Source organism: Desertivibrio insolitus (assembly GCF_017355965.1).
Classification (GTDB): domain Bacteria; phylum Actinomycetota; class Actinomycetes; order Actinomycetales; family Microbacteriaceae; genus JAFIQW01.
This window is the reverse complement of sequence record NZ_JAFIQW010000003.1, coordinates 134097-148309: the sequence shown is the minus strand read 5'-3', so window position 1 is coordinate 148309 and position 14213 is coordinate 134097. Positions and strand designations below refer to the sequence as shown.

At 71.8% G+C, this 14213-nt stretch carries 13 protein-coding genes; 3 read left to right on the top strand and 10 right to left on the bottom strand.

What is annotated here, in order from left to right:
• Positions 1-9: 9 nt before the first annotated feature.
• The 9 genes from JUB10_RS07475 to JUB10_RS07435 form a co-directional block, all read right to left on the bottom strand.
• Complete coding sequence (locus tag JUB10_RS07475) at positions 10-1116, bottom strand: ABC transporter permease (RefSeq protein WP_207455127.1); 1107 nt, start codon at positions 1114-1116, stop codon at positions 10-12.
• Positions 1113-1994: an ABC transporter ATP-binding protein gene (locus JUB10_RS07470; protein ID WP_207455125.1), complete on the bottom strand. Its 882-nt coding sequence runs from the start codon at positions 1992-1994 to the stop codon at positions 1113-1115. Before JUB10_RS07470 ends, JUB10_RS07475 begins: the two co-directional genes overlap by 4 nt.
• 246 nt (positions 1995-2240) lie before the next feature.
• Complete coding sequence (locus JUB10_RS07465) at positions 2241-2897, bottom strand: response regulator (RefSeq protein ID WP_207455119.1); 657 nt, start codon at positions 2895-2897, stop codon at positions 2241-2243.
• Positions 2894-4231 carry a sensor histidine kinase gene (locus JUB10_RS07460; protein WP_307859143.1) on the bottom strand — a complete coding sequence of 446 codons (1338 nt, stop codon included), beginning with the start codon at positions 4229-4231 and terminating at the stop codon, positions 2894-2896. The genes JUB10_RS07465 and JUB10_RS07460 overlap by 4 nt, the downstream gene beginning before the upstream one ends.
• A gap of 184 nt (positions 4232-4415) precedes the next feature.
• Positions 4416-5477 (bottom strand): threonine aldolase family protein, encoded by a 1062-nt coding sequence (locus JUB10_RS07455; RefSeq protein ID WP_207455117.1) that lies wholly within the window; start codon positions 5475-5477, stop codon positions 4416-4418.
• A gap of 321 nt (positions 5478-5798) precedes the next feature.
• Entirely contained in the window at positions 5799-7226 is a 1428-nt protein-coding gene (locus JUB10_RS07450) for a DUF6421 family protein (protein WP_207455115.1), read from the bottom strand.
• Between the two features lie 140 nt (positions 7227-7366).
• The gene (locus JUB10_RS07445; protein ID WP_207455113.1) at positions 7367-7819 is read right to left on the bottom strand and encodes a GNAT family N-acetyltransferase; all 453 of its coding nucleotides are present in this window, start codon (positions 7817-7819) and stop codon (positions 7367-7369) included.
• A gap of 121 nt (positions 7820-7940) precedes the next feature.
• The gene (locus JUB10_RS07440; protein ID WP_307859141.1) at positions 7941-9071 is read right to left on the bottom strand and encodes a glycoside hydrolase family 26 protein; all 1131 of its coding nucleotides are present in this window, start codon (positions 9069-9071) and stop codon (positions 7941-7943) included.
• A 58-nt stretch (positions 9072-9129) separates the two neighbouring features.
• Positions 9130-9972, bottom strand: coding sequence for an exodeoxyribonuclease III (locus tag JUB10_RS07435; protein WP_207455111.1), 843 nt, complete (start codon positions 9970-9972; stop codon positions 9130-9132).
• A 57-nt stretch (positions 9973-10029) separates the two neighbouring features.
• Between JUB10_RS07435 and pyrE the strand changes: the two genes are divergently transcribed.
• Genes pyrE through JUB10_RS07420 form a run of 3 tightly spaced genes read left to right on the top strand, consistent with a single transcriptional unit; the run spans position 10030 to position 13502 of the window.
• Positions 10030-10581 carry an orotate phosphoribosyltransferase gene (gene pyrE, locus JUB10_RS07430; RefSeq protein ID WP_207455109.1) on the top strand — a complete coding sequence of 184 codons (552 nt, stop codon included), beginning with the start codon at positions 10030-10032 and terminating at the stop codon, positions 10579-10581.
• The gene (locus JUB10_RS07425; RefSeq protein WP_207455101.1) at positions 10578-12017 is read left to right on the top strand and encodes a hypothetical protein; all 1440 of its coding nucleotides are present in this window, start codon (positions 10578-10580) and stop codon (positions 12015-12017) included. Before pyrE ends, JUB10_RS07425 begins: the two co-directional genes overlap by 4 nt.
• A gap of 9 nt (positions 12018-12026) precedes the next feature.
• Positions 12027-13502 (top strand): flavin monoamine oxidase family protein, encoded by a 1476-nt coding sequence (locus tag JUB10_RS07420; protein WP_207455099.1) that lies wholly within the window; start codon positions 12027-12029, stop codon positions 13500-13502.
• On the opposite strand, the gene JUB10_RS07415 is transcribed toward JUB10_RS07420, so the two are convergent.
• Entirely contained in the window at positions 13503-14210 is a 708-nt protein-coding gene (locus JUB10_RS07415) for a Pr6Pr family membrane protein (protein ID WP_207455091.1), read from the bottom strand.
• Positions 14211-14213: the final 3 nt, after the last annotated feature.

Genomic DNA, 14213 nt, shown 5'->3' with positions numbered 1-14213 from the left:
GTGCGGGGATCAGCCCTTGAGCGCGTCGCGCAGCTTCACCCTGGCGCCCATCCGCAGGAGGGCGTTCTCGTAGATCTTCGACCCGGCGAGCACGACCACGACGGTGGAGACGATGATGATCGCGAGCGAGAGCAGCGGCTCCCACCACTCGGCGGTGCCGAGGAAGATCCGCATCGGCATCCCGACCGGGGCCGAGAACGGCACGTACGACATGATCCCGACGATGAACTCGTTGTCGCCGAACAGGATGATCAGGAAGTACGGGATCATCACGAGCATCATCACCGGGGTGGTGACGGTGCCCGCGTCCTCCTGCCGGGAGACGAGCGCGGCGCTCGCGGCGAAGGCCGCGGCGAGCAGCACGAAGCCGATCACGAAGAACACGACGAACCAGGCGATCGACGGGCCGAGGTCGCCGAGCAGTACGTCCTGACCGGTGACGAGCAGCCCGACCGCCGAGAGCAGCGCGATCGCGAGGATCTGCGCGAAGGCGAGGGCGCTGTTGCCGAGCACCTTGCCGGCGAGCAGCGCGCGGGCGGGGATCGCGGACATCAGGATCTCGACGACGCGGGTCGACTTCTCCTCGACGACGCTCTGCACGATCATCTGGCCGAACGTGATCGCCGACATGAAGAACGCGAGCCCGAAGGCGATGCTGACGAAGTAGACGATCAGCTCGTCCTGGTCCGCGGGCTCGAGGATCGTCACCTCGGGCGAGACGCTCAGCGCCTGCACGAGCCCGTCGGGCACGTCCTCGAGGCCGATGATCTCGTAGCCGCTCGCGCTCGACGACGGAAGCACGGCCGCGTCGACATGACCGTCGCGCACGAGCTGCTCGGCCTCCGCGGCATCCGACGCCTGCGTCACGTCGAGCCCGGGAAGGTCGGCGACGTCCGAGGTCTCGGCGGTGGTCGCCACCGGGATGGTCGAGGACGCGGCGTCGCGGGCGGCGAACCCGCTGATGACGATGGATGCCAGCACTGCGAGCAGCAGGATGCCGGTCGAGATCAGGAACGACTTGCTGCGCAGCTTCGTCGTGATCTCGCGGTTCGCCACGAGCAGCGTGCTCTGCACGAACGACGGGGCCGCGACGGGCGCCTTGGTCTGCGTGGTCACTGAACGACCTCCTTGAAGATCTGGGTGAGCGACGGATGCTTCGGCGCGAAGCTCGCGACCGGCCCGAGCTCGAGGGCGTGGCGCAGCACGGTCTGGGCGGCGGCGGAGTCCGCCTCGAAGAGGGCGTAGCCGGCGTCGAACTGCAGCACCGTGACGCCGGGGACCTCACGCACCCAGGCCGCGTCGCCGCCGGTCAGCAGCTCGTACTGGGAGCCGCGGTTCTCCGCCTGCAGCCGCTCGCGCGACCCGCTCGCCCGGATGGTGCCGCCGGCGATGACGACGATGTCGTCGCACAGCCGCTCGACGACGTCGAGCTGGTGCGAGGAGAAGAGCACGGGGGCGCCGCGGCGCGCGACGTCCTGCAGCACCGAGAGCACGACCTCGACGGCCATCGGGTCGAGTCCCGAGAACGGCTCGTCGAGGATGAGCACCTCGGGGTCGTGCACGAGGGCCGCGGCGATCTGGGCGCGCTGCTGGTTGCCGAGCGAGAGGCTCTCGACCGTATCGTTCGCGCGCTCGGCGAGGCCGAGACGCTCGAGCAGGTCGCCGGCGTTGGTCGCCGCCTGCTTCGCGGCGATGCCGTGCAGCCGGGCGAGGTAGACGAGCTGCTCGTGCACCTTCATCTTCGGGTACAGGCCGCGCTCCTCCGGCATGTAGCCGAAGCGCCGGCGGTCGCCGGCCGACAGCGGCGTGCCGTCGAGGGTGACGCTGCCGGAGTCGGCGCCGAGCACCCCCAGGATGATCCGCATCGTCGTGGTCTTGCCCGCGCCGTTGCCGCCGACGAAGCCCGTCAGTCGGCCGCGGCCGACCTCGAACGAGACCCCCTCGAGGGCGACGCGCTCGCCGAAGCGTTTGGTCACCTGATCGACCTTGAGCATGTCCGCTCCCTTCCGTCGTGGATCACGCTACGGAGAGGGGCGGATGCAGCGGATCAGCCGTGCGACGGTTCGTCGGCTCCGCCTGCAGGGGGAGGGGATGCGTCGGGGGCTCCGCCCGGCGGTCGCCGGGGGCGACGGCACGGGGGACCGATTTTGCGCGGCCGCGCCTCGCCTGCGCGTCAGCGGTTCTCGCCACGCGCTCCATGCGACACCGGCAGAGCGCGGCAGGGATCGGCGGGAAACCCGTCAACCGCCGGGAACGACGAGCCCGTGCTCGTACGCGAACACGACGGCCTGGATGCGGTCGCGCAGCCCGAGCTTGAGCAGCACCTTCGACACGTGCGACTTCACCGTCGCCTCCCCGAGGTAGAGCTCGCGCGCGATCTCCGCGTTGCTCATCCCGCGGGCCACGAGGCCGAGCACCTCGCGCTCGCGCTCGGTGAGGTCGTCCGCGGCGGCGCTCGGGGTGACGGCGCGGGGGCGCGCGGAACGCTCGATCACTCGCCGCGTGACATCCGGGCTCAGGAGAGCGTCGCCGCGAGCCACGACCTGCACGGCCTCGACGAGCTGCTCGGGCGACGCGTTCTTCAGCACGAAGCCGCTCGCGCCCGCCTCGAGCGCGTCGAAAAGGTAGTCGTCGCGGTCGAAGGTGGTGAGCACGAGCACGGCCGGCGGATCGTCCGTCGCCATGATTTGCCGGGTGGCTGTGAGGCCGTCGACGCCGGGCATCTGCACGTCCATGCAGACGATGTCGGGGCGCAGCTCCGCCGCGCGAGTGACCGCCTGCTCGCCGTCACGGGCCTCGCCGACGACGACGATGCCCGGCTCCGACTCGAGAATGACACGGAAGCCCGCGCGCACGAGGTCCTGGTCGTCGACGAGGAGCACACGGATGCCGCTCACGCGCCCGCCCCCGTCGCGACGGTGACCGGCTGCGGCGTCGCCGCCGTTACGGTCGGGATGTGCGCTCGCACGAGGTAGCCGCCGCGCGGGCGCGGCCCGAGCTCGAGCGTGCCGCCGACGGCGGCGATCCGCTCGCGCATGCCGACGTGGCCGAGCCCCGCGCCCTTCGCGCCGGCGATGGGGCTGCCGCCGGAGTCGGTGACCTCGAGTTCGACGGCGCCGTCGAGGTAGCGCAGGCGCATGTCGAGCGACGCGGACGCCCCGGCGTGCTTGACCGTGTTGGTGACCGCCTCCTGGGCGACGCGGTAGAGCGCGAGCGCGACGGTCGGGGTGAGCGGGCGCTCCTGCCCGACGACGGTGACGGATGCCGTGAGGCCGGCCCGCCGCGCCTCGTCGATCAGCTGCGGCAGCTGCTCGACGCCGTGCGTCGATGCCGCATCGGTGGCATCCGTCTCGGTGCCCTCGGTGCCCTCGGCGCCCTCGTCGCGCAGGGTGCCGAGCAGGCCGCGCAGCTCGGAGACCGCCTCGCGCGCGCTCGACTCGATGGCCTCGAGCGAGCGCACGGCCTGCTCGGGATCGCGGGCGAGCACGCGTCGCGCGGCGCCTGCCTGCACGCCCATGACCGAGACGTGGTGCGCGACGACGTCGTGCAGCTCGCGGGCGATGCGCAGCCGTTCGCGCGTGACCGCCTGCGCGGCGGTCCGCTCGCGCTCGGCGGCGAGTTCCGCGGAGCGCACCTCGAGCGTCGCCCGCTCCCGGGCCGCCCGCCAGGCGTGGTCGCCGAAGTAGTAGCCGCCGCCGAAGTACAGCAGGTTGGTGAGGATCTGGATCAGTCCGAAAGCGACGAACGGCGAGAGGGTGCCGACCATCGAGAGCCCCTCGATGCCGCCGTTGCTGCCGGTGGTGAACAGCGCGATGAGCAGGTAGACGAACATGCCCAGGATGACGGCGGCGCGCACGAGCATCGCGACCCGGCGATTGCGGCCCCACGCGCCGACCGTGTAGATCGCGATGAACAGCGTGATGTTCGCGAACAGCAGCTCAGGCACGTAGAGCAGCTGTCCGGCGACGAACAGCACGCTCACAACGATCAGCACGAGCTCAGGCGCGCGGCGACGCAGCGCGATCGGCAGGTTGTGCAGGGCGATGACGAGCAGGCTCAGCCCGAGCGGGGCGGGCTCCTCGTAGAAGCCCGCGCGCCAGTAGAGGCCGTAGCTCACGAGGGCGCCGGCGAACAGCACGGCCGCGAGGATCGCGTCCTGGCGGTATCCGCGCCGGTCCGGTCGCGGGCGCTGCCAGTCCTCGCCGAGGGGATCGGGCAGGGTCGTGGTCACGGCATCACGGTAACGGGCGCGAACGGCGGGGGAATCCGCCTTGTGGGGGAGGGGTCCGTCTCGCGGTGGGCGCGGCGAGATGTCAGTTGTGGTTGTTCAGAGCGGCGGATGACACGCAGAACTGACATCTCGATGGGTGCGGGGTCGATTCGTGGCTGCGCCGCTATGCAACCGGCGGTGGCCGCTACAGGCGGCCGATCTCCTCGCGGATCGCGGCCGCGAACGCGTCGATGTCGTGCTCGGTCGTGTCGAAGGAGCACATCCAGCGGACCTCGCCTGTGGCGTTGTTCCAGTCGTAGAAGCGGAACTTCGAGCGCACCTTGTCGGCGACGCCGGGCGGCAGGATCGCGAACAAGCCGTTCGCCTGCACCTTCTGCGTGAACGTCACGCCGGGCACGTCGACGAGGGCCGCGTGCAGTCGCGCGGCCATCGCGTTGGCGTGCGCCGCGGAGCGGTACCAGAGGTCGCCGTCGTACAGCGCGAGCAGCTGCGCGCTGACGAAGCGCATCTTCGAGGCGAGCTGCATCGTGGTCTTGCGCAGGAACTTGAGCCCGTCCACGGCATCCGGGTTGATGGCGACGACGGCCTCGCCGAACATGATGCCGTTCTTGGTGCCGCCGAGGCTCACCACGTCGACGCCGGCGTCGGTCGTGAAGGCACGCAGCGGCAGCCCGAGGGCCGCGGCGGCGTTGCTGATGCGCGCGCCGTCCATGTGCACGTGCATGCCGTTCGCGTGCGCGAAGTCGGCGATCGCCCGCACCTCGTCGGGCGTGTAGACGGTGCCCAGCTCGGTCGACTGAGTGAGGCTGACGACCATCGGCTGGGCGCGGTGCTCGTCGCCCCAGCCCCACGCCTCGACGGCCACGAGCTCGGGCGTGAACTTGCCGTCCGGCGTCGGCACCGTCAGCAGCTTGAGTCCGCCGACGCGCTCGGGGGCGGCGTTCTCGTCGGTGTTGATGTGCGCATTGGTGGTCGCGACGACCGCACCCCAGCGCGGCGACATCGCCTGCAGCGAGAGCACGTTGGCCCCGGTGCCGTTGAACACCGGGAACGCCTCGGCCTGCTCGCCGAAGTGCCCCTTGATCACCTGCTGCAGGCGGGCCGTGTACTGGTCCTCGCCGTAGGCGACCTGGTGGCCCTCGTTTGCGGCGGCCAGCGCAGTGAGCACCTCGGGGTGCACTCCGGCGTAGTTGTCGCTCGCGAAGCCTCGGACGGCGGGGTCGTGCAGTCGTTCCACGTGCTTCATCCTCTCAGGGGTCGGGGGTGCGGATGACTCGGTGCGGCGCCGAGGCGCGGTGCCGGGCATCCGGGATCTAGGCCGAACCGATGCGGCGGATCCCGAGCAGAGCTGCACCGGACGGGCCGTTCCGGGCGGGAGCCATTTCGAGCCGCGGAATCTGCGTCACGTCACGAGAGTTCGCGACGCATTGCAGAAAACGCAGCTCGTCCGTTCGCCGGACCAGAACGGCGAGACCTGAGCAGAACGGCGCGGGAGTCGCCGCTCCGGTAGGGGTGGGGCCGCCCGCGGCATCCGTTCCTGGTGCGGATGCCACGGGCGGCAGCTCGGTCAGAGCTCTGAGCGTCCGGTGATGCCGGCGGTCGACGCGATGACGTCGCTCATCTTCTTAATCAGCGCCTCGTAGAACATCGACAGCGGGAACTCGTCGTCCATCACGAGGTCGGTGAGCCCCTTCGGCGGGCCGTCGAGCGGCAGCTCGCGCTTGGCCCACTTCGACGCCGGGTGCGGCGTGAGCGTGCCCGACACGAGCTCGTACGCGGCGAGCCAGTGCGCCGTCTTCGGACGGTCGATCGAGCGCCAGTACAGGTCCTCGATCTCGCGGCCGAGCGCGTTCACGACATCCGGGACCTCGTCCCAGTCGATCGCGAGCTTGGTGTCGGTCCAGTGCAGCACGTGGTGCTGGTGCAGCCACGCGAACAGCAACTGGCCGCCGAGCCCGTCGTAGTTGCGCACCCGCGACCCGGTGATCGCGAACCGGAAGATCCGGTCGAAGATCACCGCGTACTGCACGAGCTTCGCCCGCTCGAGCAGCGTGCGCTCCTCGTCGGTCAGCAGCTCCTGCGCCCGCAGCCGTCGCTCGATCGACACCGACTCGCGGAACGCGGTCAGGTCGCAGCGCAGCTCCTCCAGCGAGTAGAGGAAGAACGGCATCCGCTGCTTGATCATGAACGGGTCGAACGGCAGGTCGCCGCGCATGTGAGTGCGGTCGTGGATGAGGTCCCACATCACGAAGGTCTCCTCCGCGAGCCGCTGGTCGTCGAGCATCCGCTGGGCGTCCTCCGGCAGCTCGAGGTGCGTGATCTCGGCGGCGGCCTTCACCACGCGGCGGAACCGCGCGGCCTCCCGGTCGGCGAAGATCGCGCCCCACGTGAAGGGCGGGATCTCGCGCACCGGCACCGTCTCGGGGAACAGCACCGCCGAGTTCGTGTCGTAGCCCGGCGTGAAGTCCACGAACCGGATCGGCACGAACAGGGCGTTGGAGTAGTCGGATGCCTCCAGCTGCGCGACGAACTCGGGCCAGATGACCTCGACGAGCACCGCCTCGACGAGCCGGTCGGGCGAGCCGTTCTGCGTGTACATCGGGAACACGACGACGTGCGCGAGCCCGTCGGCGCGGGTCAGCTCCGGCCGGAACGCGACGAGCGCGTCGTGGAAGTCCGGCACGCCGAAGCCCTCCGCCGCCCAGCGCTCGAAGTCGACCGCGGCCGCCTCGAGGTACGCCGCGTCGTGCGGGAGCAGGGGCGCGAGCTCGCGAAGGGTGCGAGAGACGGTGGCGACGTGCTCACGCGCGGCGCCGTGCGCGGCGGCATCCGGAATCGAGCCGTCCTTGATCTGGTGGGGACGCAGCTCGAGCGCGGCGGCCTTGAGCGCGAGCCAGGCGGGATGCGTGGCCACCTCCTCCGCGGTCGCGATGCGGCCGTCCTCGACGACCTCGGGCTCTCCGATGATGGCCGCAGGCAGATTGATGCTGGTCATGGTGTCCCTCCCGTCGTCTGGTCGTGGTGGTGCTGGACTCGCTTCCGAGGCTAGTGACGCCGCGACGGCCGCCGACCGGCGCGCAGCGCTCGATCGTTGCGTCGGCGCCGGTTCCCGCGCAAAGAAGCAGCGGAACGGAGTCAGACGAGTCGGCGGTAGTAGAAGTACATGGGCTCGGAGGCGCCCGGCTCGATGTTCGTGAAGCCGTGGCGCTCGTAGAAGCGGCGGGCGTCGTGGTCCTCGCCGTCGACGTTGATCTCGAGCTCCTCGGACCCGCCGGCACGGGCGGTGTCGGACGCTGCGGAGAGCAGCTCCGAGCCGAGGCCCCGACCGCGGAGCGCCGGGCGCACGTAGAGCTCGTCGAGCAGCGCGATCGTGCCGTCGGCCCAGACGCTCTGGCGGAAGGAGACGACGGCGACGCCGTCGTGCTCGCCCGCGAGGAGGACGACCACGTCGTCGCGACCGGCGAGTACGGCCAACCGGGCCGTGAGCGCGTCGACACCGGGCGTCGGGGTGTCGAACTCGCGGTTGAACGCGTCGAGCAGGGAGGCCGCGGTCGCGGCATCCGTTCTCGTCATGCGGTGCACCGGCATGGGGTCAGCCTGGCGCGCGTGTGCCGCTGAGGGGAAGGGCCTCGATACGCGCCTTCGGCGGTACTCGACCGGCGGGGCTGGTCTACGCCGGAAGGGCGGCGCTACTCGACCGCCGGACGGGTCAGCAGCGCGGGCTGCCCGTCGCGTACTCGAGGTCGTCGGGCAGGTCGGCGAGGAACTCGTCGCGCACCTTGCCGGAGACGCGCCAGTCGACCTCGCCGCCGATCTCGACCTCGTCCTTCCTCCAGTCGAACCAGTTGATCATCTTCAGCAGCGGCAGCTGCGCGGCGGTCTGCTCGCCGAACACCTGGCGCCACCAGCGCTGCTTGATGTCGAGCTCGTCCGGCCCGTCGGCGTTGGTGTTGAAGAGGGCGGATGTCTCGGGGATCGCCACCGGCTTGCCGTGCTGCTCCCCGTAGGTGCCGTAGAAGTCGGGCAGCACCGTGTCGTCGCCGCCCGCCCCGCGGTATTCACCGCGCAGCTGGCTCACGAACTTGTCGTCCTCCGGCAGTTCGTTCTCGCCCCAGGGGTAGACGTCGCCCCAGTGGTACAGCGACATGCCGACCCAGTCGACGTACTCGTCGCCTGGGTAATAGGGCGCGTAGGGGTCGTCCGCCATGGTCAGCCGCCCGTTGCCGTCGAGGTCGAGGAGACCGAAGTCCGCGGCATCCGGCTTCGACTCGTACTGCCCGCCGGTGAACGGGTAGCCGCCGCCGTAGTTCGGGGCCCACATCATCGTCGACGCGGGGGTGTCGTGCACGGCGTCGGCGACCTGCCGGAACGCGGCGACGTAGGCCTCGGGCTGCTGGCCCCACTCGTACCAGGAGCCGTTCATCTCGTGCGCGAACCGCACGACCACCGGCACGCCGCGCTCGTTGACCTCGGTCAGCCGCTCGGCGAGCGCGTCGACGTCGTCCTGGTCGAGGCGGAGCCCGTCGTGCGGCTCGAGCGTGAGCAGCAGCGTGCCGCCCTCCTGCTCGACCTGGTCGACGGCGCCGCCGAACCACTCGATCTCCTGCTTGCTCATGGGGAAGCCCGCGAACGACACCGCGACGGCGGGGGCGAAGCCCATCCGCTCGCTGAACTCCTGCAGCGTCTCCTCGCCCCAGTTCAGGTTGACGCCGAACAGCGCGCCCGTGTCGGGAGCCTTCGTGGGCTCGACCTGGCAACTCGCGGGGGAGGCGCAGGCCGAGAGGGAGAGGGCGAGCAGACCGGTTACGGCGCCGAGTGCGAGACGGGTGGAGGCGGGCACCACCGAAGCCTAGACGGGGGACAGCGGGGTACGCGAGCCCGTCTTCAGGGGACAGTGCCTAGAAGATCATCGGACGGTCGTCCTCGTCGCCCACCTCGAGCTCGAGGTCGACGTGCACCGGAACGTGGTCGCTCGGCGCCGTGCCCTTGCGCTCGTTGCGGTGGATCGTCGCGCCGGTGACGAGGTCGCCGAAGCTCTCGCTGCCGATGATGAAGTCGATGCGCATGCCCTCGTTGCGGGGGAAGCGCAGCTGCTTGTAGTCCCAGTACGTGAAGAGGCCCTCGGGCACGAGCGGCCGCACGGGATCGGTCATCCCGATGTCCTCGAACGCGAAGAACGCCTCGCGCTCGGGCGGTGAGACGTGTGTCGAGAAGCCCTCGACCACCGCGGGGTCGCCGTTGTCGACGTCGAGCGGGGCGATGTTCCAGTCGCCCATCAGCGCCAGCGGGGCGCCGTCGTTCTCCTGCAGCCACTGCTTCGCGTGGTCGCGCAGCCGGAACAGCCAGTCGAGCTTGTACTCGTAGTGCGGGTCGCCGAGGCTGCGGCCGTTCGGTACGTAGAGGCTCCAGAGGCGCAGGCCCTCGACGGTGACGCCCATCGCGCGGGCCTCGAGCGGCAGGTCAGGCCCCTCCTGCCCCTTGAGGAATCCGGGCTGCCCGGGGAAGTGGTCGACGACGTCCTCCATCGGCAGCCGGCTCGCGAACGCGACGCCGTTCCACTGGTTGAGGCCGTGGATGGCGAGCTCGTATCCGGCCTGCTCGAACTCCTCGGCCGGGAACTGCTCGGGCTTGCACTTGATCTCCTGCATCGCGAGCACGTCGATGTCCTCGCGCACGAGCCAGTCGACGACGCGGGTGGAGCGGGCGCGGATCGAGTTCACGTTCCAGGTGGCGACACGCATGAGGTCACGGTAGCGGCCCCCGCTGTCACCTCTCCGACCTCCGCTTACCCTTGACTCGTGACCGACGCCCGCCAGCAGCTCATCGACCACATCTCGGCCGAGGCCGTCTTCCACGGCGACTTCACGCTCACGAGCGGCAAGAAGGCGAGCTACTACATCGACCTCCGCAAGGTGAGCCTCGACCACCGCGTCGCGCCGCTGATCGGTCAGGTCATGGTCGACCTCATCGCCGAGATCCCGGATGTCTCCGCGGTCGGCGGGCTCACGATGGGCGCCGACCCCATCGCCGCCGCCGTGCTGCACCAGGGCGCCGCCCGCGGCCTGTCGTACGACGCGTTCGTCGTGCGCAAGGAGCCGAAGGACCACGGCCGCGGCAAGCAGGTCGAGGGCCCCGAGCTCGCCGGCAAGCGTGTCATCGTGCTCGAGGACACCTCCACCACGGGTGGCTCCCCGCTCAAGGCCATCGAGGCGCTGAAGAAGGTCGGCGCCGAGATCGCCGCCGTCGCCGTGGTCGTCGACCGCTCGACCGGCGCGCGCGAGGTCATCGAGGGCGCGGGCTACCCCTACTACGCCGCCATCGGACTCGAGGACCTCGGGCTCGCCCCGTGACGTCCGACCGCGACGAGGGCAAGACCGGGGCGACGGATGACCCGGGGCTGACCTCCTCCGATCCCGCCGCGCCCCCGACGTGGTGGACCGAGATCGTGTCGTCCTCCGACGACGCCGACGAGCCCGCCGCGCCCGAGCAGCCGACCGCCCCCGCCGCGCGTCCGGTTCCGCTCGCACCGCGTCCCATGCCGCGCGAGTCGGCACCGACCCCACCGCCGGCGGTGCCACCGAGCTCGTACCCGCCGGTCGCCCCACCCGCCGCGTCGCCGCCGCCCACCATGCCGCCGCGCTCGTATCCACCGGCCGCCGCGCCCGCACCGTCCGCGTCGCCGGTGCCGTCCGCGACCTCGGCACCCGCGCCCTCGGCCTCCGCTCCGTCCGCCCCCGCCCGACCGGCGTCCCCCGCGGACGACGACGCGACGCAGGCGCTGCCGACCCACCACGTGCCGACGCCCAAGGCCGAGCGGCTGGAGAACCAGCCGCCGCCCCCGCTGCTCGAACACCGCATCCCGTTCGCAGGGGCGACTCCCGTGTCATCCGCCCCCACCCCGCCGCCCGCGAGAACGGCCGCCGTGGGCGACGCGGCGCCTGCCGACCCGGACGACGACGCGACCCACGCGATGCCGACGCATCACCTGCCGCGGCCCCGCGCGCCTCGCGAGTCCGACGCCGCCCCGGTGTCGAACAAGAGCTGGAGCCTCAGCGCTGGAGGCGCCCCGACCGGCCCGGTGCCGGTCTTCGACTCCCCGCAGCAACCGGTGCCGTTCACGCACCCCGCGATCGTCGAGCAGCAGACGCGGCGGTCGCGCCGGACGGACGAGGCCGACGTCGCCGCGGCATCCGTTCCCCGCAGCGGTCGCCCGCCGCTCACCAGGAGCGAGGTCCGGCTGGGCCTGGTCGCCGCCGCGCTCGTCGTCGTGATCGCGCTGATCGGCCTGTTCATCCTCGGCACGCGGCTCGCCCCGGCGCCCGAGGTCGTGTCGCTGCCGACCCCCACGGTGACGGCGCTGCCGGTGCCGCCCGCCGACGACGAGCTGCCCGACGCCCCGCTCGAGCCCGGCACCTACTCCTGGAACGAGCTCGCGGGCGGCGAGTGCCTCGACCCGTACACGGGACCGTTCGCCGAGGAGTTCACGGTCGTCGACTGCGACGAGTCGCACCCGGCGCAGCTCGTGTTCCGCGGCGCGTTCCTGGCCGACGACGACCCCACCGCGTATCCCGGCGTCGAGGCGCTGCAGCAGCAGATCGCCTCGCTGTGCAGCACCCCCGGCGCGATCGACCTCGACCTCGCGAGCGCCTACCGCGACCTGCAGCTCGAGGGCAGCTACCCGGTGACCGCCGAGGAGTGGGACGCGGGCTACCGCGACTACTACTGCTTCGCGAGCCGCAGCTCCGGTGAGCCCCTCGAGGGCTCGATCGCGGCCGGCGGGGAGTAGAACGTAGGCATGACGGCTGGGTTCACGCGACGCGGCTTCCTGCTGGGAGGCGTCGGCGTGCTCGCGCTCGCCGCGTGCACCACCGACGAGCCGGAGCCGAGCGCGACGCCGACCCCGACCACCGAGCCGGAGCCCAGCCCCTCGAACGACTCGCTGCCCGCGCCCGCCGCGTTCGAGCGGTCGACATGGAGCACCAACGAGGCCTTCCTCGGGGCCACGAGCTTCCTCGCCGTCGGCGGCACCACCGAGGCACGCGCGACCCTCGGCTCCAGCGTCGGCCGACGCCTCTTCTTCGCCGGCGAGCACACCGCGGTCGAGCACCCCGGCATGGTCACCGGCGCCTGGCGGTCCGGGCTCCGCGCCGCGCAGGAGGTGCTCGGCGTGGCCGAGGATGGCGACCGCGTGCTCGTCGTCGGCGCCGGCATCGCGGGCGCGACCGCCGCGGCCGAGATCGCCGCCGAGGGCTACGAGGTCATCGTGCTGGAAGCACGCGACCGCTCCGGCGGGCGCATCGGGTCGGTCGCCGACGACCGGTGGCCCTTCCCCGTCGAGCGCGGCGCCGCCTTCCTCGACACCGAGGCGGATGCCGAGCTGCTCGCCGTGCTCCTCGAGCAGGGCATCGAGACCACCCCGCTGTTCGGCCGCGAGGTGCGCGACGCGGACGGCCGCCCGGGGGAGCAACCGGTCTCCGGCTCTGGCGTCGTGGCATCCGCCCTCGCGCTCGCCGCGGACGCTCCCGAGGACGTCAGCCTGCTCTCCGCGCTCGGCGCCGCGATCGCCGCGCAGCCGGGCGTCGACTCCGCCTCGCTCGGCGCGTACCTGCGCACCGTCATCGAGCCGCGCACCGGCGCCGCGAGCACAGCGGTCTCGGCGAAGAACGGCGTGCAGGAGCGCATCGATCCCCTCGAGCTCATCGGCGACGGCGAAGACGTCGGCCGCCCGGTCGCGGTGACCGGCGGCCTCGAGAACCTCGTCCGGTCGCTGCTCGACGGCCTCGACGTGCGGCTCGGCAGCGGCGTGGCGGAGGTCGACGTGCGCGACGACGCCGTCGGCGTGCGGCTGAGCACCGGCGAGTCGCTGTCCGGGCACCGCGTCGTCGTCGCCGTGCCGCTCGGCGTGCTCAAGGCCGGCGGAGTCACGTTCGACCCGCCGCTGCCGCAGGCGCACCTCGACGCGCTCGACCTCGTGGGCGTCGGCAGCCGCGAGAGCGTACTGCTGCGCTGGGAGGCTCCCTTCTGGGACACGGATGCCACGCTGTGGACCGTCACGGGCACCGACAGCCGCTTCGCGTGCTGGATCAACCTCGAGCCCTCGACCGGTGAACCCGTGCTGATCGGCGTCGCCGCCGCCGACTCGGCGGAGTACCTCGCCCGGCTCGGCGACCAGCAGGTGCTCGACCTCGCCGTGGCGGCGCTGGTGCCGTTCCGGGCGGCGCCCGGCGCCTCGACCGCGCCGACCGAGACGGCGGAGCCGAGCGAACCCTAGCTACCGGGCGGACAGGGTCAGCTCGCGCACCTCGTCCTCCGACACCGCGGCGGCGGTGTGCCGCACCTCCGGCGGCAGCACCCGGCCCGAGGCGATGAGCGCCGCGCACACCGCCGCGAAGATCACGCCCGCGAGCGCGCACGCCCCGACCGTGATCGGTGGCGTCACCTGGATCGGGTCGAGGAAGAAGTAGGGGTACCAGCCGACGATGCCGCCGCGGATGACGGTGTAGACCGTCCACACCGCGGGGAACGCCAGCACGAGCAGCAGCACTCGCCACCGCGCCCGCGGGCGCCCGGGAGCGAACAGCCAGTCGAGGATCGCGTACACCGGCAACGCGTAGTGCAGCACGTGGCTCGACCACGGCGCGTAGAGCGGATACCCGCTCGCCGTCGCCTGCGCAGTGATGCCGATGAAGACGAGGCCCGACACCACCTGGTACGTCGTCACGAGCAGGCGGGCGGCCCCGAGCCATCCGCCGTCGGTCGGCGCCCTCAGCGCCCGGATGCCGCCCGCGATCCACAGCAGCACGGCGAGCAGCGCGCTCTGCACGGTGAAGTACGACAGGAAGTTGCCGATTACCGGGCCGGCCGTGCCACCGAGGCTCGCGAGGTACGACCAGAGCGTGACGACCGCGAGCAGCGCGACGGCCAGGCGGATGCACCCGAAGACCCGCCTGGTGGTGGCTGAGGTGACCCGCAGCCGCACGTT